Here is an 18,777-nt window from a genome sequence, read left to right as displayed (position 1 = left end):
CCAGTTACGATCTCGCTTGACGCCATGGGCGGCGATCACGGGCCCTCCGTCGTCGTTCCCGGCATCCGCAGCTATATCCGGACCCATGACGGGGAGGGGGTTCGCTTCCTGCTGCATGGCGATGAGGCCAAGATCGCGCCGGAGTTGGCGCGTTGCGGCCTGGCGGCGGACGTCTGCGAAATCCGCCACACCGACAAGGTCGTGGCCATGGACGAAAAGCCGGCCCAGGCCATGCGCCGCGGCAAGGGCTCCAGCCTGTGGAACGCCATCGAGGCGGTGAAGACTGGTCAGGCCGGCGGCGTCGTCTCGGCCGGCAACACCGGCGCCCTGATGGCGATCTCGAAACTGATCCTGCGCATGTCTGCGCCCGGGCTGGAGCGTCCGGCCATCGTCGCCAGCTGGCCCACCTTCAAGGGCCACACGGCGGTTCTGGACGTCGGCGCCAACATCGGCAGCGATGCGGAGCAGCTGATCGAGTTCGCCATCATGGGCGAAGCTTTCCAGTCGGCCGTGCGCGGCATCGCCCGCCCGACCATCGGCCTGTTGAACGTCGGTTCGGAAGACATGAAGGGCAACGAACAGGTCAAGGAGGCGCACGCCATCCTGCGCGACGGGCCGTTCGACCTGAACTATCACGGCTTCGTCGAGGGCGACGATATCGCCAAGGGCACGGTGGACGTGGTCGTCACCGATGGTTTCACTGGGAACATCGCGCTGAAAACCGCCGAAGGTACGGCGCGCTACATTTCCGCCCTGCTGAAAGAGGCCCTGACCTCGAACCTGCAATCCAAGCTGGGCGCCGTCATCGCCATGCCCGCGCTGAAGAAGATGCGCCAGAAGATCGACCCCAGCGCCATCAACGGGGGGCCCCTGTTGGGCCTGAACGGGATTGTGGTGAAGAGCCATGGCGGCGCCGACGCCAAGGGATTCGGCAATGCGATCCGCATCGCTGTCGATCTGGCCCGCAGCGACTATATGAGCAAGGTGGGGGACAACTTGGGCAAACTGGACGCGGTGTTCGACCATGCCGCCAAGCCCGCCGCAGCCGTGGGAGAACCCCTCCAGTGACCGTCACCCGCAGCGCCGTGACCGGCGTCGGCTCTTACCTGCCGGATGAGATCGTCACCAATGCCGACCTGGCCAAGTTCGTCGACACATCCGACGAATGGATTCAGGAGCGCACCGGGATCAAGCAGCGTCACAAGGCGCGTGATGACCAGCCGACCAGCGATCTGGCGGTCGAGGCCGCCAGGAAGGCGCTCGCCGACGCGGGCAAGGCGGCGTCCGATGTCGACCTTATTATCGTGGCCACCACCACGCCCGACATGACCTTCCCGGCGGTCGCGTCGATCGTCCAGGCCAAGCTGGGCGCGGGCGTCGGCATTGCTTTCGATGTTCAAGCTGTCTGCTCCGGTTTCGTCTATGCGCTCAGCGTCGCTGACGGCTTCGTGGCGCGCGGTCTGTCGAAATGCGCTCTGGTGATTGGGGCCGAGGAGATGACGCGGCTGATGGACTGGACCGACCGGACCACCTGCGTCCTGTTCGGCGACGGGGCCGGTGCCGTGGTGCTGGAACCGCGCGAAGGGCAGGGCACATCGGACGACCAGGGCATGCTGGGCTTCGCCTTGCGCGCTGACGGATCCAAGACCGATCTGCTCTACGTCGATGGCGGCCCGGCGACGACGGGGACCGTTGGCCATCTGCGCATGGCCGGAAACCAGGTCTTCCGTCATGCCGTCGTGAACATCGCAGAAGGCATCACCGCCGCCTGCGCCGCCGCCAACATCGAGATCGCGGATGTCGACTGGTTCGTGCCGCACCAGGCTAACCAGCGAATCATCAAGGGCGTCGGCGACCGGCTGGGTCTGGATGAGAACAAGGTGATCTCCACCGTCGCCACCCACGCCAACACCTCGGCCGCCTCGATCCCGCTGGCGCTGGATGCTGCGATCCAGGATGGGCGGATCAAGAAGGGCGATATGGTGCTGCTTGAAGCCATGGGCGGCGGCCTCACCTGGGGCGCCTGCGCGCTTCGACTCTAATCGACATCGAGGCATTGATTTTTCGGGGGCTTTGCGCCCCTATGGATGCGAGCGGATCGCATGACAGCGGGGATACGATGGCAGGCCAACAGACCGTGACGCGCGCCGACTTGTGCGAAGCCGTGCATGAAGAGGTCGGCCTGTCGCGTCAGGAATGCTCCAGCCTGGTCGAGCGCACCCTGGAACTGATCGTCGAATCGCTGGAACGCGGCGAGACGGTGAAACTGTCCGGCTTTGGCGTCTTCCAAGTGCGTGAGAAGCGCGCGCGGATGGGCCGCAATCCCAAGACGGGCGAACCGGCGGCGATCAATCCGCGCCGGGTCATCAGCTTCCGCGCCTCGCAAATCATGAAAAGCCGGGTTCACGACGCCGTCGTCGAGGCCTGATCGCGGTGGCCAAGAGCGCCGACGCCTTCCGAACCATTTCCGAAGCGGCCGAAGAGGTCGGCGCGCCGCAGCATGTCCTGCGGTTCTGGGAAACGAAGTTCGATTTCGTCACGCCTGTGAAGCGGGCCGGCGGTCGGCGCTTCTATCGGCCTCAGGACATCGCGGTGCTGAAGGCGGTCAAACGCCTGCTGCACGATGACGGGCTGACGATTCGCGGCGTCCAGCGTCTGCACAAGGAGCAGGGGCTGAAAAAGCTAATCGGGGCGGAGGCCGCCGCACTGATCGACGACGGCGATGTCACGATCTCTGCGGCGACTTCCGATGTCGCGCGGGCCGAAACCTCGAAATTGCGTCGGGTTCTGGCCGATCTCGAGCAGGCCAAAGCGCGTCTGGACGCCGTTCTTTCACGGTAGGTGGAAAAGTCGTTTTAGCGTTTGCGGACAGCGGTCCCCCCGTCTATAGGGAGCGCCTTCGGAGCGTGGCGCAGCCTGGTAGCGCACTTGACTGGGGGTCAAGGGGTCGCAGGTTCGAATCCTGTCGCTCCGACCATTCTTGAAAAAGAATGATGATGGTGGGGTCGTCCTTGCGGGCGGCCCCATCGCCGTATCTGGGGGCAGGTTCTGCGCTCAGCCGCGCTCGGCCCATCGCAGCAACGGGATGAGAGGCAGGCCCCAGGCGGTCCCGCCGATGCCGAAGAACAGGAAGTCGATCCACTGCGACGGCGGCAGCATTCCGCGCAGGGCGATCAGGCCCCAGACCCAGAAAACGAGAAAGAGCAGCACGCCGATCGCGGCGACGAAGCGACGCAGACGGGGCGGCATCAGCGCTTGTTCCGGAACAGGAAGAAGGCGACCAGACAGATGCCCGATCCAACGAGCGCCCACGGCACCCAGACCCAGCTGTCCATCGTGCTGACCGCGAAGACTCGGACCGCCAGGAACCATCCACAGGCCAGGCCGATCCCGGACACCAGGCTTGTGCCGCCGAAGCCGCGCCGGCCTGTCAGAAGGTCCGCGATCCAGGCCAGCAGCAGGCCGCCTGCAACGGCGGCGGCGATATCGGCGTATTGCAACCCTGATCTCCTGCGGCGACAGCGCCGTTAACTCAATCCGACTCGATCTTGTCGCTTGGGGCGGGCATACCGCACCGGTCGCGTCTGGTCTTTGTTCGACGCGACACCATATCCGGGTCAGTGTCAGGCGTCGAATGAACCGTTTCGGAAATCCAGATCGTAACCGCGCCGTCGCCGTGTGGCTGTTCGCCACGGCCGCCGTCGTCTTCCTGATGGTGGTGATCGGCGGCATCACGCGGCTGACGGGCTCGGGCCTGTCGATCACGGAGTGGAAGCCCATCATGGGCGCCATTCCGCCTCTGAACGACGCGCAGTGGGCTGAGGCTTTCGAGAAGTACAAGCAGATCCCGCAGTACGCGCAGGTCAACGCCGGCATGAGCCTGGGCGAGTTTCAGGGCATCTTCTGGTGGGAATGGCTGCACCGGCTGATCGGGCGTCTGGTGGGTATGGTGTTCGCCCTGCCGCTGATCGTCTTCCTGCTGTGCCGTCTGGCGCCGGCTCGGTCGGTATTCCACCAGTGGGCCATGCCCAACCGTCTGATCTGGCGCTGTGTTCTGCTTCTGGCGCTGGGCGGCCTTCAGGGCCTGATCGGATGGTGGATGGTGTCCAGTGGCCTGTCCGAGCGTGTCAGCGTGGCGCCGGAGCGTCTGGCGACGCACCTTGGTCTGGCGTTCGTCCTGTTCGCCGCCCTGATCTGGACGGGGCTAGAGGCCTGGAACGGTGAGGATCACGGCCGGCCGCCGTCTGGTTGGGCGAGGGGCGCCGGTCTGCTACTGGGCGCGGTCTTTCTGCAATGTCTGCTGGGCGCCCTCGTGGCCGGCGGTCATGCGGGGCTTGTCTATACCGACTGGCCGCTGATGAACGGCGCCGTTTTGCCGCCGGCCGACTGGAGCCTGGGCGCGGCCGCCTTCCTGCATGATCAGGCGCTCACGCAGTTCAATCACCGACTGGTCGCCTATGGTCTGCTGATCGCCGTCAGCATCTATGCTTTCCAGGCCTGGCGCTGGCGCGTAGCGGAGGGAATGGGGCTCGGCGCCTTCACGCTTGCGGGTGTGATCTGGTTCCAGGCTCTGCTGGGGATCGTAACCCTGGTGCACGCGGTTCCGGTGTGGCTGGGCGTGCTGCACCAAGCAGGCGCCGCGATCGTGCTGGCGACGGCCACCGTGAACCTCTGGCTGGTGCTGCGGGCTCAGCCGCGCATCTTCATGTCCGGACCGAGGACCATGGGCCTCTAATCGCCAGGGTCATGCCGGGGTACATGACGTTGACGAACAGCACTTCGCCATCCGGCGAGAAGCAGGCGCCGGCAAACTCCGAGTTGCCCGTGAAGACGTTGCGGGCGATCGTATAGACCTTTCCCTCTGGCGTGACGCCTTTCAGGTGATTGCGCACCTCGGAGGAATAGTTGTCCTCGCACAGGATCAGGTGTCCCCAAGGCGCGATGGTGATGTTGTCGGCCATGTTCATCGTCTTTGGATCAGTGCTCTCGACGAACAGCTGAAGACGATCGGCGGCGCCGTCGAAGCCGGGAACAAGGCGCAGCACCTGACCGCGGCGGATCGGCCCGCCCGAGGTTGCGGTGAAATACAGCTCGTCATCGCCCCACCAAACGCCTTCCCCTCTGGCGACCCAGGCCGCGCCGGCTGCATGACCGCGCTTGGCCAGGTCGCCATTGGGGGATTCGACGTCGTTCAGATCGATCCATTCGATCTCCCTCCAGTCGCCGACAGCCCAGGCGCGACCGTCCTGATTGCGGGTGTCGGCCGAGAGCGCGCCTTTCCAGGCCATCGCCTGAAGCTGGCCCCCCTCGATCAGCTTGCCGGGCGCATTGGGAATGAAGCGATAGAAGAGGCCGGCGTTGTCGTCTTCGGTCAGATAGACGACGCCGCTGCGGGGATCGACGCAGACGGCCTCGTGATCGAACCGGCCCATCGCCTTGAGAGGCACGGGATCAACCAGGCCGGTCGCGGTCGCCGGCACTTCGAAGACCCACCCGTGGTTCTTGGTCACATCGGCGTCGGCCGGCGTCTCCAGCGTCTCCTCGCAGGTCAGCCAGCTGCCCCACGGCGTCGGGCCGCCGCAGCAGTTGGTGGAAGTGCCGGCCAGCGTCAGATGCCGGCTGACCATCTGGCGGGTCGCCAGATCATAGATGATGGTGGAACAGCCGCCGGGCAGGGGGCGCCCATTCTTGTAGGTGTCGTAGGTCCGGCTGGCGTCCAGCAGGGCAAGCCGTTCCTCACGAAGGCCGCCGGGGCCGAGGTTGCGATGCAGGGTGCTGGAGCCCTTCAGCTCGTGATTGACGATCAGGGCCACGCGAGATCCTCCCAGCGGGAAACAGGCCATGCCGTCGGGCTGTCCGGGAGCGAACAGGCCGTCGTCCATCGTGTCGCCGCTCTGGGCCACGACCTGATAGGAAAAGCCTTCGGGCAGATCGAGCAGGCGATTGGGATCGCGCAGCAGCGGGCCGTAGCCATGGACATCGTTGACGTAGGTCTCTTCACCCGCCGTCTGAGCGGCGGCGTGACGCGCCAGTCCCGAGAAGGCGGCGGCGGCGCCCGTGGCGATCAGGCCGCGACGATGAAAGATCATGAAGGGGCTCCAGGGCTGTCGCCGTTGCGATGCCCGCCTATAATCATGGTTTGATGACGTTTTATGTTACGCCGTAACGCTTCTCACACCAGTTGCGCTGGGTATTTTAATACCGTATTAGAAAAACTGTGTTTGAACAATACGTTGTGGCAAATGCGGCATTGTCGTGCGCGTTGACGCGACCAATCGTCTCCTGTATCAGCGCGCCTTCATTCGGTTCCCTCGGGGGCCGGACCCGATTTTCGTCTCCAGGAACCCCCTCATGCTGAAGAGCACTACGGCTTCGTTGAAGCCGGCCGAGGTCGAGAAGAAGTGGATCCACATCGACGCCGAAGGCGTCGTGGTGGGCCGCCTTGCGACCTTCATCGCCAACCGTCTGCGCGGCAAGCACCGCGGCGACTACACCCCGCACGTCGATTGCGGCGACTATGTCGTCGTCACCAACGTCGACAAGGTGGTGTTCACCGGCAAGAAGAACACCGACAAGATCTACTATCGCCACACCGGTCACCCGGGCGGCGTCAAGTCGACCACGCCTGAGAAGGTTCTGGGCGGCCGCTTCCCCGAGCGCGTGCTTGAAAAGGCCGTCGAGCGCATGCTGCCCAAGGAAAGCCCCTTGGCCCGCAAGCAGATGACGCACCTGCGCCTGTTCGCCGGCGCCGCGCACGACCACGAAGCCCAGCAACCGGAAACGATCGACTTCAAGTCGGCGTCGCCCAAGAACACCCGGAGCGTCTGAGCATGACCGACGTGACCAACACCGAAACCGCCACCGGCTTCGACGCCCTGAAGGGCCTGAGCTCTTCGGTCGAGAACGACGCCCCCGTCTATGTCCAGAAGCTGGACGCCCAGGGCCGCGCTTATTCGACCGGCAAGCGGAAGAACGCCATCGCTCGCGTCTGGGTGAAGCCCGGCACGGGCAAGATCACCATCAACGGCAAGGACCAGGAGCAGTATTTCGCTCGTCCCGTGCTGCGCATGATGATCGCCCAGCCGCTGACCGTCTCGGACCGCGCCACGCAGTATGACGTGATCTGCACCGTCGAAGGTTCGGGTCTGTCGGGCCAGGCTGGCGCCATCCGCCACGGCCTGTCGCACGCTCTGACGCACTTCGAACCGGAACTGCGCAAGGTCCTGAAGCCGCACGGCTTCCTGACTCGCGACAGCCGCGTCGTCGAGCGCAAGAAGTACGGCCGCGCCAAGGCTCGCCGCAGCTTCCAGTTCTCGAAGCGCTAATCGCGTTTACGCGGTTTGGATTTGGGGCGCTTCGGGGAGACCCGGAGCGCCCTTTTTCTTGCGCCTTTGCTCCTTAAGCGGAGAAGGGACGGGAGAGACAGATGACCCATACTATCTTCATCGACGGCGAAGCCGGCACCACGGGGCTGGAAATCCGCGAGCGGCTGGAGGCGCGCCCGGATCTGAACCTACTGTTGCTGGGCGACAGACGTCGGGATGCGGATGCACGGCGCGAGGCTCTGAACGGCGCCGATGCGGTTATCCTGTGTCTGCCTGACGATGCCGCGCGGGAAGCCGTGTCCATGATCGAGAACCCATCGGTCAAGGTGATCGACGCCTCGACCGCCTACCGGGTCGCGCCAGGCTGGGCCTATGGCTTTCCTGAGATGGATGCCGGGCAGCGTGCGCTGATCGCGCGCGCTCAATTCGTGTCGAACCCCGGCTGCTATCCCACGGGCTTCATCGGTCTGATGCGGCCGCTGGTGAAGGCGGGTTTGGTTCCCGCCAACTATCCGGTCACGGTCAATGCGGTCTCGGGCTATTCCGGGGGCGGCAAGGCCATGATCGCCGAATTCGAGGCGGCCCCAAAAGACAGCGGGGGCGCCGCGACCGCCTATCGCGCCTATGGTCTGACGCTGAGGCACAAGCATGTGCCCGAAATGACCAAACACACTGGTCTGAGCCGAGACGTGCTGTTTACGCCGGCGGTCGGCAACTACCGCCAGGGCATGCTGGTGGAGGTTCCGCTACATCTGGGGGCCCTGCCGGAAACCCCTTCTGTCGAACGGCTGCACGGCGCTCTGGTCGAGGCCTATGACGGCCAGCGTTTCGTCGAGGTCGCCGATCTGGAAGAGACCGAGGCCATGACCGGCATCGAGCCCGAAGGCCTGAACGGCACCAACCGCCTGCGCTTGCATGTCTTCGGCGATCGCAATGGCGAGCAGGCGCGGCTGGTCGCTTTGCTCGACAACCTGGGCAAGGGCGCGTCGGGCGCGGCGGTGCAGAACCTGAACATCATGCTGGGCCTGGATGAGGCGACCGGTCTGATCTGAGGTCTGAAACCATTCCGCGACCTTCGTCGTATCAGGGACATGACCCAGTCCCTGATCCTGCATCGCCGGGGCCTTCTGATGGGCGCCGGCGCGCTCGCCCTGTCCGCCTGTTCGCCTGAAACGTCCGAAGCCGGGGAGGGGCAGTACGCAGCCTCGCCCTATCGTCGTGTGTCCGATGCGGATTGGCGACGACGCTTGGGCGACGCCTCTTGGCGCGTGATGCGGCACGAGGGGACGGAGCGTCCCTATTCCAGCCCGCTCAACGATCAGCACGCACGCGGGACCTTCGTCTGCAAGGGCTGCGATCTGCCGCTGTTCCGATCGCAGTGGAAATTCGATTCCCACACCGGCTGGCCCAGCTTCTATGACGTCATCGCCGCCAATATCGGCAAGAAGCGTGACTTGGCCATCGGCATTCCACGCACCGAATACCATTGCGCCCGCTGTCTGGGACACCAGGGGCATGTGTTCGACGACGGTCCGCGTCCGACGGGCCTGCGCTACTGCAACAACGGCGTGGCGCTGAAGTTCGTCTCGGCCTAGGCCCGGTGTGCGCGGACGGCTGAATCGACCGTCAGGCCGAAGATGACCGAGGCGATGATCACCAGCAGCCCATAGTCGTGACCGGCGAAGAATACGGGCACGCAGGCCATGGCGATGACGATCAATGGAAACAGTCCGGCCCAGACCGCCGTGCCCGGCGCGCTGACGTGGATCAGCGGCTGAGCGACCGGTCGTTTCATCGCGCGCGCCATCCGTTCGTTGAGCAGGACGAAAGCGGCCGCGCAGATGACGGCCGATATCACATATTTGATCGTGTTGCCCGGTTCTCCGAACAGGCTGGCCGTCATGATCAGCAGGATCAAGGCGACGCCTGTGCTGACGGCGAGCAGGGCGTTGGGTTCGAGACGGTTCAAGACTTCACTTTCACATAGCTGCCCGGCGCTGGCTCGATGGGCCTGAGCGGACCCTTGGCGGGGTCACGAGCGGGGATTTGAGCGCCGGAACGCGCGCCGAGCCAGGCCGACCAATGCTCCCACCAGCTGCCGGGATGTTCGACGGCGTCAGCCTGCCATTCGGCCAAGGTCGCGGGCAGGGCAGGGTTGGTCCAGTGCTGATACTTCTTTGCGGCGGGGGCGTTGATGACGCCGGCGATATGACCTGACCCGGCCAGGGTGAAGGTCACATCCTTGCCGCCAAACAGCTTGGCGGACCGATAGACGGAGTTCATCGGCGCGATGTGATCCTCTCGGCTGGCCTGAAAATAGAGCGGGATCTCGACCTTCGACAGGTCCGCCGTCAGGCCGCCGATCTCGAACTGCCCCTTGGCCAAGGCGTTTGCCCCATACATCTGACGCAGATAGTCGAGATGCAGGGTCTTCGGCATGCGGGTCTGATCGGCGTTCCAGAACAGCAGGTCGAAGGCGGGCGGATCCTTGCCCAGCAGATAGTTGCTGATGAAGAAAGACCAGATCAGATCGTTAGACCGCAGGGCGTTGAATGTTTCCGCCATGGCTGCGCCCGGCAGGACGCCGCCCGCCGCATCCATCTGACGCTCGATCTCGGCGATCCAGTGTTCGTCGGTAAACAGCAGCAGGTCGCCGGCCTCGGCGAAGTCATGCTGAGCGGCGAAGAAGGTAGCGGCGGCGATGCGCTTGTCGTCCTTGGCCGCCATATGGGCCAAGCCAGCGCCCAACAGGGTGCCGCCGATGCAATAGCCCACGGCGTTCAGTTGCTTGGTTCCCGCCTGCTCCAGCGTTTTCTCGACCGCGCGATAGATGCCCTTTTCCAGATAGTCGTCGAAGCCGAAGCCAGCCTTGTCCCTGTCCGGATTGACCCAGGAACAGACGAAGACCGTAAAGCCCTGCGCCGACAGCCAGCGGATCAGCGAGTTCGCCGGCTGCAGGTCCATGATGTAGAATTTGTTGATCCAGGGCGGGAAGATCAGCAGCGGGATTTCGTGCTGGCTCTCAGTTGAGGGTGCGTACTGGATCAGTTCGAACAACTCGTCGCGCCAGACGACCTGGCCCGGCGCGGTGGCGACGTTCTCGCCGACGACGAACTTGCCATAGTCGGCCTGACTGATGCGCAGCGATCCCCCGCCACGTTCCAGATCGGCGGCGAAGTTCTGCATGCCCTTCACCAGTGATTCGCCGCTGGTCTCCGCCAAGGCTTTCAGCGCAACGGGGTTAGAGGCCAGGAAGTTGGACGGCGAGAAGGCGTCGGTCAGCAGGCGGGTGAAGAATTGGGCGCGACGTTTCAGCGTGGGATCGACGTCCTCGACCCCGGCGATCAGGCCATTCATCCAGTCCGACGTCAGCAGATAGGATCGCCGCATCATGTCGAACATGGGATTTTCGGACCAGGCCGGGTCCTTAAACCGCTTGTCCACCGGAGCGGGATCGGGCGCCTCGCCGGCTGCCTGACGCGCCGTCGATGACCAGAGCTGCATATAGCGGCCAAACAGGTCGGCCTGGGCCTGAATCATCTTGTCTGGCTGGGCGGCCAAGCTGGTCATGACTGACGTCATGGCTGGCGCGACGTTGAAGGGATCGGCGGAAAGGGCGGCCGGCCGATCGGCCTGGGTCAGCGCCGCCTCGGCGATCGCGCTCTGAGCCATCATGGCCGCCTTGGCCAGATTCATCGACAGGGTTTCAATCAACTCGGCCTGGTTGGACGCTGGTGCGGTCGGTTCAGGCGTCGGCTCCGCATGGGTTTCAGAGGCGGCCTCCCGCGTTTCGGCAGGTTTCGACCTGGGCTGGCGAGGCGGGCGGGGCTTGGCGGACGTCGGACGTCCGGCCTTGCGTGCGGGGCGGTCGGGGGCGTCTGTCGGCGTTCTGGGAGTCTTGGCCATGATCGTCCTTCGCGCGTCCTGCGCCAGAGGGTGGTTCATCCACCCTTCCGCGCACCGCGATGATGGCATAAGACCATCAAGGAAATGAACGCGTCGCACTCGAAAAAGATGATCCTGATCGCCGCAGCCGCGATCGCGACGCCGTTGAGCGGCTGTATTGGAGCATCCGCGTCCAAGACTGAGGCCGTGTCGCCGCTGGCGCCGCGTATCCAGGAACTGGTCGACGCCAATCGGCGCTATCCGCGCTGGGAGGACTTTCCGGCAGCGCCGACCGACCTGCCGCCGGTCACTCAGGTCGCGTCGAATGTGCAGCGTCTCCAAGGCGACAGCGCGACGCTGACTAGCGAGATCGCACGCATCGACTGGACGCTCGGCGACGCCGAGGCGCTCGCCGCCGAAACACGCGCGGCCGTGAATGCCGTTCCGGTGTCGCCCGATGCCGTCCGGACCCAGGCGGATATCGAGGCCTTCGCCCAAAGTCTGCGTGACAGGGCCAAAGCTCCGCCGCCGCTCGACCGTCGCCCGGCGCGATGAGCGGTCGCGCGGGAGGCAGAATCCCGCGATAATACCCTGATGGCAGACGACGGCGGCGCAAAGACACTGAACGCATTCCTCGGCGTGTCTCGGTCCCTGTCCGGGCGCGCCTGGCGTCAACGTCCGGCCGACGCCGCAACGACGCGCGCGCACATGCAGACCCTGAACCTCGAAGAACCGTTGGCCCGGGCCTTGGCCTCGCGGGGCGTTCGCGCAGACCAGGGCCAAGATTTCCTCACCCCGACCCTGCGCGCCCTGTTTCCCGACCCGTCCAGCTTTATGGATATGGACGCAGCGGCCGATGCGATCCTGAACGCGCTTCAGGCCAAGGCGAATATTCATGTGTTCGCCGACTACGACGTGGACGGCGCCTCAAGCGCGGCGCTGCTGGTGCGTTGGTTCCGGACGATGGGGCATACGCTTTCGATCTATGTTCCAGACCGGATGACCGAAGGTTACGGCCCCAGCGCCAAAGCCTTCGATACGCTGAAGGCGTCGGGTGCGGACCTGGTTATCACGGTGGATTGCGGAGCGGCGGCGAACGAAGCCCTGGCCCATGCGGCGGCCATCGCCCTGAACGTCGTCGTTATCGATCACCACCTGATGCGCAGCGAGCCGCCGACGGCGTTGGCGGTCGTCAACCCAAACCGGCCGGGCTGCAACTCGGGTCAGGGCAATTTGGCGGCGGCGGGGGTCGTGTTCGTACTTCTGGCGGCGCTGAACCGGGAGGGGCGGCGTCGGGGCATGTTCGCCGAGAGGATCGAGCCGGACATTCGTCAGTGGCTGGATCTGGCGGCCCTGGGCGCCATCTGCGACGTGACCGGGCTAACCGGCTTCAATCGTGCGCTGACCGGCCTTGGTCTGAAGGTCATGAGCGACTGGCGCAATCCGGGTCTGCGCGCGCTGTTGTCGGCGGCCGGCGCCGAACCGGGACCGGCCAAGAGCAATCATGCCGGTTTCATCCTGGGACCGCGCATCAATGCGGGAGGACGCATCGGTCGCTCCGACCTCGGCGCGCGGTTGTTGTCGACGGATGATCCGGCCGAGGCCGAGGCCCTGGCGATCGAGCTCGATGCCCTGAACGTGTCACGGCGCGATGTCGAGCGGGCCGTCATCGACGCCGCCGTTCGCCGCGTCGAAGCGACCGGCGCCCATGCCGACGAAAGCGCCGTTGTCGTGGTCGCGGGCGAGGACTGGCACCCCGGCGTCGTCGGGATCGTCGCCGGCCGTTTGCGCGAGCGCTGGCGCAAGCCGGTGATCGTCATCGGCGTCGATCCCGTAACCGGTCTCGGGAAGGGCTCAGGCCGGTCACAGCCAGGCATGAACCTGGGACGCGCGATCCAGGCGGCCTGGGAGAGCGGGATCCTGCTCGCTGGCGGCGGTCATGCCATGGCGGCAGGCCTGACGATGGACGGTGCGCGCGTGCCCGAGCTGACCGCCTTCCTGAACGAGAGCCTCGCTACCGAAAGGGTCGAAGCTGTCGCACAGGACGTGCTGGAGATCGACGCCCTGATCGAGCCCGCGGCGGCGACGCGCGATCTGTTCGAATCGTTCGAACGTCTGGCCCCATTCGGCCCTGCCAACCCGGAACCCAGCTTCGCCCTAAGCGGGGTTCAAGCCCGCGAACCCGTCGCCATGAATGGCGGTCATGTGCGGTGCCGGCTGGTCGGTCCAGATGGCGCGTCGGTCAAGGCCATCGCCTGGCGCTGCGCCGATCTGCCGACGGGCCAAGCCTTGCTGTCGGGGCAGGGCGGGCTGAGCATCGTGGGCCGGCTGAAGGCTGACGACTGGAATGGGCGCAAGGGCGTGCAGTTCGAGATCGAGGATGTCGCCGATCCTCGAATGATCTGACGGCGGCTCCAAAAAACTGAAAATCCACGCTTGCACCGCTCCGAGGGCGCGGCTATATCGCCGGCTCTCCCGCGCAGCGGTCCCTTCGTCTATCGGTTAGGACGTCAGGTTTTCAACCTGAAAAGAGGGGTTCGACTCCCCTAGGGACTGCCACGCGGGCAGTATTATGGTTGAGCCTTTGAGGCTCCCGGCAAGCAGCCTAGCGCAGATAGCACGAGAGACTGGCGGTCATTCGCCAGCGCCTGCGATGCGCGTCTGCACTCTCCCAAACGCAAGCTTCTGCATAGACGCGCATTTTCCGCTTTTCAAAATTTCGCGGAACGGTGTTAAATATAAAACGAGTCCGCTGGAGGCGCGGGCGGGGGTTTTTAAGTGTCTGACTTTAGAGAGACGGAAACGGCGCAGACCGTTCGCGTCACTGGGCGCGTGAAGTGGTTCGACGCCGTCAAGGGCTACGGTTTCATCGTCCCTGACGATCCGACCCTGACCGAAACGAGAGATGTCCTGCTGCATATCAGCAGCCTGCGGGATCTCGGCCGTGATGCTGCCGACGAAGGTGCGACCATCACCTGCGACTGCGTCAAACGCGCCAAGGGTTGGCAGACGATCGAGATCCATGATCTGGGCGAAGGCGAAGCGACGCCGGCCGTGCGTCGACCTGTGACTTCGCCGCCGCCGCGGCCGGTCGCCGAAAGTGATGAACAACTGGAGACCGCCCTGGTCAAGTGGTTCAATCGGACCAAGGGCTACGGATTCGTCGTGCGTGATCGTGAGCCGGGCGATATCTTCGTCCACATCGAAACCCTGCGTCGCTGCGGCCTGGATGATCTGATTCCTGGCGATGCGGTGCGGGTGCGATTCGCCAACGGACCCAAGGGTCTGGTGGTGGCAGACATCAGAACGGGCGACTGATCGGGCGCCCAGGAGAGGCGTATGATCAAGGCGACAAGACGTTTTGCAATGGCGGGGCTTATTATGCTCGCGCTCGCTGGATGCGCAGCCAAGGCGCCGGTCGGCCCCAATGGCGAACCGCTGCAGAAGCTGGCCGTCGTGACCACGTCGGGCGAGCATCAGTTCTGGGTCGAAATCGCCGACGAAGAGCCCGAACGTCAACGCGGACTGATGTTCCGTCCGCCGCTCGAAGCCGACCGTGGGATGCTGTTCCAATGGCCGGGAGAAGCGCCGCGCGAGCAAAGCTTCTGGATGCGCAACACGCCCAGTTCGCTGGACATCCTTTATATCGATCCGCAGGGCCGGATCGTCTCCATTGCCTCGCACGCCACGCCGTTCTCCGAGGCGCCGATCCCTTCCAATGGCGCCGCCAACGGCGTCTTGGAACTGCGGGCAGGGCGGGCGGCCGAAATCAACGCCAAGCCCGGCGACAAAGTTTTACATCCTTATTTCAAGCCTTGATTGCGGATCGCGTCACGAAGTGCCAATAGAGCGCTCCGTTCGGTCCGGGGTGTAGCGCAGCCTGGTAGCGCATCTGGTTTGGGACCAGAGGGTCGGAGGTTCGAATCCTCTCGCCCCGACCAACGGAAGGCCGCTGGATCATATGTCCAGCGCGCGTTATGGCAGGGTCACAGACCCCGCCGTCACTGAGGATTTCGCCATGTTGGCTCGCATCTACCGCCCGGCCAAAACTGCGATGCAGTCGGGCAAGGCCAAGAGCCGCGACTGGCGGCTGGAATTCGAACCCGCTTCGGCGCGCACCATCGATCCGCTGATGGGCTGGACCAGCTCCACCGACATGAACGGTCAGGTCCGTCTGAGTTTCGAATCGAAGGAAGAGGCGATCGAATATGCCGAGCGTCACGGCATCGCCTTCCGTCTGCACGAGCCGAACGATCCGCCGGTGATCATCAAGGCCTATGCCGACAACTTCGCCACCAACCGCAAGCAGTCCTGGACGCACTGACGCCTGACGTCTTGCCAGAGCGCCCATAGCTCAACCGGATAGAGCACCCGCCTTCTAAGCGGGATGTTGCAGGTTCGAGTCCTGCTGGGCGCGCCACCTCCGGCGCCTTCGAGGGGCTGATCCATGACCGACCATCTTACCTCGTCCGATCAAGCCGTCCGTGTGGCCGCACTCTACCGGTTCGCGCGGGTGGCCGACCCCGAAGCCGTACGCAAGACGCTGCAAACGGTCTGCAACGCTGGTCAGGTGAGGGGAACACTGCTCGTCGCGCCGGAGGGTCTGAACGGCACCATCGCAGGATCGGAGGCGGCCATCGCAGCGGTGCTGTCCACGATCCACGCCATGCCAGGATTCGAAACGCTCGAACTCAAATACGCCTGGACAGACGCCCTGCCGTTCCACCGGATGAAGGTGCGCGTCAAACGCGAGATCGTCACCATGGGACAGCCGGATCTGGACCCTCCCAATCAGGCGGGCGTTTACGTCACGCCCACGGACTGGAACGCGCTGATCGCCGATCCCGAGACCTTGGTGATCGATACGCGCAACGACTATGAGGGCGAGATCGGCGCGTTCGAACGGGCCGTCCAACCCAATACCCGCAGCTTTCGCGATTTTCCCGACTGGTTCCGGGGCGAAGGTCGCGCCCTGATTGAGCAGACCGGCGCCAAGCGCGTGGCCATGTATTGCACCGGCGGCATTCGTTGCGAGAAATCGACGGCCTTCCTGAAGGCTGAGGGTGTGGAGAACGTCCACCATCTGGAAGGCGGCATCCTTCGCTATCTTGAGACAGTGGATGAGAATCAGAGCCTATGGCATGGAGTGTGCTTCGTTTTCGACGAACGCGTCTCGGTCGGTCACCGCCTAAGCCAAGGTCCCCACACCTTGTGCCGGGGATGTCGTCTGCCTGTGGATGAGGCCGGTCGTGCTTCGCCGCACTATGTCGAAGGCGTAAGCTGCGAGCGCTGTCACAACGACCGCGACGAGGTCCAGCGGCAGCGATATGCCGAGCGTCACAGGCAGATGGAGATGGCCCGAGAACGCGGAGACACGCATCTGGGGAAAGCCCAGAGGGACTGAGATCAATTCAACGACGGGGCGGGCGAGGGAAGAAGGCGCTGGTGCGGGCGGCGTATGCCTCGAACGCCTTGGGTCGCGACTGTCGCATATGCTCTTCCAGCAAGGGCACGCCGGAGACCTGGGTCAGAAGCCAGTACATATAGGCTGGTCCGGTCAGCGCCAGCCAACCCCAGGGCCATGCACCGCTCAGATCGATGGCGAACACAGGCCAAGCGCACCAACTCACCCATTCGAAGAAATAGTTCGGGTGGCGTGACCAGGCCCACAGACCGACATCGCAGATTCCCCCCTTGTTGGCCGGGTTGCGTTTGAAGACCGCCAGCTGGCGATCGGAAACGGCTTCTCCAACTAGGGCTCCGACAAAGACCATTGTCGCGACAGCATCTTGGAGCGTCAGGCCCGGCGCCGGGTTGCGTGCCGCCGCCATCACACTGAGCGCCAAGAAGGCGGCGGCTCCGGCTTGCAACATAAGGAAGCCGAACATCTTGACCTGAAAACCGGCGCCCCAGTCCTCTCGCAGACGCGCGTAGCGAGCGTCTTCGCGTTCTTCATGGGCGGCGCGAGCAGCGATGTGGGACCCCAGCCGCAACCCCCAGAGGCCGATCAGAAGCGCTGCAAGATACTGGCGCAACGACGGAGCGGCGCCGTCGATCGGGAAGAGTGCGACGCCGACGCCAGCCGCTCCCAGTCCAAGCGACCAGAATGCGTCCGCCCAACCGCCTTGGCCCGTTCGTTTCTGAACCAGCCAGGCCGTAGACATAACGATAACGAGAAATAGGGCGGCGACACCCCAAATGGTCGCGAGAGCGGTCACAGGCGAACGAAGGGCTGGATCAGTTTGCCGACCCATCCATCCAGTTGGATCTGACCGTCAAGCGCGACGACGCACAGGCACGGCTCGTCCGACACTACACGAGGTTGGTGCAGCACCTCCGGATCCGCCTCTTCGAAATCCCCCACATCGAACCGCTCGGTTTCGGTCGCATAGGCGCCGGAGATGACGCAGGTCAGCTCGACGCCGCCATGCGTGTGTTTTGGCGTCTCACGACCCGATTCGATCTTCAGAAGAATGACACGGCAATCCCCATCCCGCGGCGCATGGACGTCGCGCACACGCATGCCAGGCCCGACCCAGCGCCATGGACCCAACGCATAGCGTCGCAGCGGCTCGGGCAGCTCGGGCATGTCGTTCAACGGCGGGCTGTGTCTGGCCTTGCCGGCATCCGTCTCGATCCGCGCCATCGCCAAGGCGAGCGCATCATTCGACAAGGGGGAGGGGAGCGTCTCGTTCAAGAACTCGCCGCCGACGGATTGCAGGTCGCGCACCCAGGCGTCATTGGCCGGCCGCATCGCCAGATGCGCCGCCATCACCACAGCCTCGGGCGGGCTGAGCGTGCCGGCCGCATAGGCCAGCAAACGTTCCTCGGACGGATTGCGCTGAGGTTTCATCGCGCGGCCTCTTCAGACGGCGCGAGGATCAAACGAAGCTTGGTCATTGCGTTACGAATACGGGATTTGACGGTGCCGAGCGGCAGGCCGAGATGTTTGGCGATCTCGGAATGAGAGTTGTCCATGAAGAAGGCCAGACGCAGAACCTCGACATGGTCAGCGCTGAGCCGCGCCAGAGCGTCACGCACGCGGTCCGCGTCTTGCGACATCGACAGCAGTTCATCGGGCCGGCGGACGTCGTCCCCCGCCAGCTCGATTTCGGGCGTCGGCAGGGGACGCGCGTCACGGCGCAGCATGTCAAGCCGACGGTTGCGAGCGATGGTGAAAATCCACGTGGCGGCGCGCGCCTTGGACGAATCAAACAGATCGGCCTTGCGCCACACGGTCAGCATGGCGTCCTGAGCAAAGTCCTCGGCCGCGCCGGGCGTCGCGCCCGACTTGATCAGCCAGGCCTTTAGCCGCGGTGCGAAATAGGCGAAGAGCGCAGCGAAGGCGTCACGATCGCGCCTCAGGGCGATCTGTTCGATCAGCCGATCGTGCAGCAGCGGATCAGGCAAGCTGTCGAGCGCCTTCACGCGGTTGGACCGACATGGCGTTGATGCGAAGGATAACGGCTCGGCATGCATGAACACTAATACGCTCAGCGGAAATGTCTGGATCAATCGCGATCCGAACATGACGGCGACCCGTAATCCGTTCATGCCCTAGCGATTG

Annotated in this window: 23 protein-coding genes and 4 tRNA genes; 19 read left to right on the top strand and 8 right to left on the bottom strand. The window is 64.4% G+C overall.

What is annotated here, in order from left to right; genetic code table 11:
• Positions 1-24 precede the first annotated feature (24 nt).
• The 5 genes from plsX (at position 25) to BLR19_RS02685 (ending at position 2,977) form a co-directional block, all read left to right on the top strand.
• Entirely contained in the window at positions 25-1,068 is a 1,044-nt protein-coding gene (gene plsX, locus BLR19_RS02705) for a phosphate acyltransferase PlsX (protein WP_240893665.1), read from the top strand.
• On the top strand, positions 1,065-2,042 hold the full coding sequence (locus BLR19_RS02700) for a beta-ketoacyl-ACP synthase III (protein ID WP_091746878.1): 978 nt from the start codon (positions 1,065-1,067) through the stop codon (positions 2,040-2,042). Before plsX ends, BLR19_RS02700 begins: the two co-directional genes overlap by 4 nt.
• A gap of 77 nt (positions 2,043-2,119) precedes the next feature.
• A complete protein-coding gene (locus BLR19_RS02695; RefSeq protein WP_026108237.1) occupies positions 2,120-2,428 on the top strand; it encodes an integration host factor subunit alpha in 309 nt (102 codons plus the stop codon).
• 5 nt (positions 2,429-2,433) lie between these two features.
• The gene (locus BLR19_RS02690; RefSeq protein ID WP_091746875.1) at positions 2,434-2,841 is read left to right on the top strand and encodes a MerR family transcriptional regulator; all 408 of its coding nucleotides are present in this window, start codon (positions 2,434-2,436) and stop codon (positions 2,839-2,841) included.
• Positions 2,842-2,900: 59 nt separating this feature from the next.
• Positions 2,901-2,977 (top strand) — tRNA-Pro (locus BLR19_RS02685).
• A gap of 77 nt (positions 2,978-3,054) precedes the next feature.
• Here BLR19_RS02685 and BLR19_RS02680 read toward each other — a convergent pair.
• Together BLR19_RS02680 and BLR19_RS02675 are read right to left on the bottom strand one after the other, a co-directional pair.
• Positions 3,055-3,249, bottom strand: a complete 195-nt coding sequence (locus tag BLR19_RS02680) for a DUF2842 domain-containing protein (protein WP_017503901.1) — start codon at positions 3,247-3,249, stop codon at positions 3,055-3,057.
• Positions 3,249-3,500 carry a hypothetical protein gene (locus BLR19_RS02675; protein WP_017503900.1) on the bottom strand — a complete coding sequence of 84 codons (252 nt, stop codon included), beginning with the start codon at positions 3,498-3,500 and terminating at the stop codon, positions 3,249-3,251. The genes BLR19_RS02680 and BLR19_RS02675 overlap by 1 nt, the downstream gene beginning before the upstream one ends.
• A 134-nt stretch (positions 3,501-3,634) precedes the next feature.
• Here BLR19_RS02675 and BLR19_RS02670 point away from each other — a divergent pair, with 134 nt between their 5' ends.
• Positions 3,635-4,735, top strand: a complete 1,101-nt coding sequence (locus BLR19_RS02670; protein ID WP_066551565.1) for a COX15/CtaA family protein — start codon at positions 3,635-3,637, stop codon at positions 4,733-4,735.
• Here the strand turns inward: BLR19_RS02670 and BLR19_RS02665 are convergent.
• Complete coding sequence (locus BLR19_RS02665) at positions 4,704-6,089, bottom strand: alkaline phosphatase PhoX (protein ID WP_091746872.1); 1,386 nt, start codon at positions 6,087-6,089, stop codon at positions 4,704-4,706. The two genes, BLR19_RS02670 and BLR19_RS02665, sit on opposite strands and share 32 nt — an antisense overlap.
• Before the next feature lie 262 nt (positions 6,090-6,351).
• Between BLR19_RS02665 and rplM the strand changes: the two genes are divergently transcribed.
• The 4 genes from rplM to msrB all read left to right on the top strand — a co-directional run bounded on the left by rplM (position 6,352) and on the right by msrB (position 8,920).
• Positions 6,352-6,828, top strand: coding sequence for a 50S ribosomal protein L13 (gene rplM / locus BLR19_RS02660; RefSeq protein ID WP_017503897.1), 477 nt, complete (start codon positions 6,352-6,354; stop codon positions 6,826-6,828).
• 2 nt (positions 6,829-6,830) lie between these two features.
• On the top strand, positions 6,831-7,325 hold the full coding sequence (gene rpsI / locus BLR19_RS02655; RefSeq protein WP_017503896.1) for a 30S ribosomal protein S9: 495 nt from the start codon (positions 6,831-6,833) through the stop codon (positions 7,323-7,325).
• A 101-nt stretch (positions 7,326-7,426) separates the two neighbouring features.
• Positions 7,427-8,377 carry an N-acetyl-gamma-glutamyl-phosphate reductase gene (gene argC, locus BLR19_RS02650; RefSeq protein ID WP_091746868.1) on the top strand — a complete coding sequence of 317 codons (951 nt, stop codon included), beginning with the start codon at positions 7,427-7,429 and terminating at the stop codon, positions 8,375-8,377.
• 39 nt (positions 8,378-8,416) lie between these two features.
• Complete coding sequence (gene msrB / locus BLR19_RS02645) at positions 8,417-8,920, top strand: peptide-methionine (R)-S-oxide reductase MsrB (protein ID WP_055809244.1); 504 nt, start codon at positions 8,417-8,419, stop codon at positions 8,918-8,920.
• On the opposite strand, the gene BLR19_RS02640 is transcribed toward msrB, so the two are convergent.
• Both BLR19_RS02640 and phaC read right to left on the bottom strand, forming a co-directional pair.
• Positions 8,917-9,294, bottom strand: a complete 378-nt coding sequence (locus BLR19_RS02640; protein WP_091746865.1) for a hypothetical protein — start codon at positions 9,292-9,294, stop codon at positions 8,917-8,919. The genes msrB and BLR19_RS02640 overlap by 4 nt on opposite strands.
• Positions 9,291-11,231 carry a class I poly(R)-hydroxyalkanoic acid synthase gene (phaC, locus tag BLR19_RS02635; RefSeq protein ID WP_091749057.1) on the bottom strand — a complete coding sequence of 647 codons (1,941 nt, stop codon included), beginning with the start codon at positions 11,229-11,231 and terminating at the stop codon, positions 9,291-9,293. The genes BLR19_RS02640 and phaC overlap by 4 nt, the downstream gene beginning before the upstream one ends.
• Positions 11,232-11,339: 108 nt before the next feature.
• Between phaC and BLR19_RS02630 the strand changes: the two genes are divergently transcribed.
• From BLR19_RS02630 to BLR19_RS02590, 9 genes are all read left to right on the top strand, one after another.
• On the top strand, positions 11,340-11,765 hold the full coding sequence (locus BLR19_RS02630) for a hypothetical protein (RefSeq protein WP_218119304.1): 426 nt from the start codon (positions 11,340-11,342) through the stop codon (positions 11,763-11,765).
• Between the two features lie 39 nt (positions 11,766-11,804).
• Positions 11,805-13,616: a single-stranded-DNA-specific exonuclease RecJ gene (recJ, locus tag BLR19_RS02625; protein ID WP_091746859.1), complete on the top strand. Its 1,812-nt coding sequence runs from the start codon at positions 11,805-11,807 to the stop codon at positions 13,614-13,616.
• A 78-nt stretch (positions 13,617-13,694) separates the two neighbouring features.
• Positions 13,695-13,769, top strand: a tRNA-Glu gene (locus BLR19_RS02620).
• A 219-nt stretch (positions 13,770-13,988) separates the two neighbouring features.
• Positions 13,989-14,528 (top strand): cold-shock protein, encoded by a 540-nt coding sequence (locus BLR19_RS02615; protein WP_045811719.1) that lies wholly within the window; start codon positions 13,989-13,991, stop codon positions 14,526-14,528.
• A 21-nt stretch (positions 14,529-14,549) separates the two neighbouring features.
• The gene (locus tag BLR19_RS02610; RefSeq protein ID WP_052689615.1) at positions 14,550-15,029 is read left to right on the top strand and encodes a DUF192 domain-containing protein; all 480 of its coding nucleotides are present in this window, start codon (positions 14,550-14,552) and stop codon (positions 15,027-15,029) included.
• A 45-nt stretch (positions 15,030-15,074) separates the two neighbouring features.
• A tRNA-Pro gene (locus BLR19_RS02605) sits at positions 15,075-15,151 on the top strand.
• A gap of 77 nt (positions 15,152-15,228) precedes the next feature.
• On the top strand, positions 15,229-15,534 hold the full coding sequence (locus BLR19_RS02600; RefSeq protein ID WP_039245189.1) for an ETC complex I subunit: 306 nt from the start codon (positions 15,229-15,231) through the stop codon (positions 15,532-15,534).
• 19 nt (positions 15,535-15,553) lie between these two features.
• Positions 15,554-15,630, top strand: a tRNA-Arg gene (locus BLR19_RS02595).
• Positions 15,631-15,657: 27 nt separating this feature from the next.
• Positions 15,658-16,614 (top strand): oxygen-dependent tRNA uridine(34) hydroxylase TrhO, encoded by a 957-nt coding sequence (locus BLR19_RS02590; protein ID WP_091746856.1) that lies wholly within the window; start codon positions 15,658-15,660, stop codon positions 16,612-16,614.
• A 7-nt stretch (positions 16,615-16,621) separates the two neighbouring features.
• On the opposite strand, the gene BLR19_RS02585 is transcribed toward BLR19_RS02590, so the two are convergent.
• Genes BLR19_RS02585 through BLR19_RS02575 form a run of 3 tightly spaced genes read right to left on the bottom strand, consistent with a single transcriptional unit; the run spans position 16,622 to position 18,620 of the window.
• Positions 16,622-17,374, bottom strand: coding sequence for a DUF1295 domain-containing protein (locus tag BLR19_RS02585; RefSeq protein WP_091746853.1), 753 nt, complete (start codon positions 17,372-17,374; stop codon positions 16,622-16,624).
• Positions 17,375-17,424: 50 nt separating this feature from the next.
• Positions 17,425-18,063: a cadmium/peroxide/UV radiation responsive anti-sigma factor ChrR gene (locus BLR19_RS02580; protein ID WP_066551554.1), complete on the bottom strand. Its 639-nt coding sequence runs from the start codon at positions 18,061-18,063 to the stop codon at positions 17,425-17,427.
• Positions 18,060-18,620, bottom strand: a complete 561-nt coding sequence (locus BLR19_RS02575; protein ID WP_184279085.1) for a sigma-70 family RNA polymerase sigma factor — start codon at positions 18,618-18,620, stop codon at positions 18,060-18,062. Before BLR19_RS02575 ends, BLR19_RS02580 begins: the two co-directional genes overlap by 4 nt.
• Positions 18,621-18,777: the final 157 nt, after the last annotated feature.

Source organism: Brevundimonas sp. 374, assembly GCF_900102995.1.
GTDB lineage: Bacteria > Pseudomonadota > Alphaproteobacteria > Caulobacterales > Caulobacteraceae > Brevundimonas > Brevundimonas vesicularis_C.
Note: the sequence above shows the minus strand (reverse complement) of the source record. Positions and strands in the feature narration are given on the sequence as shown.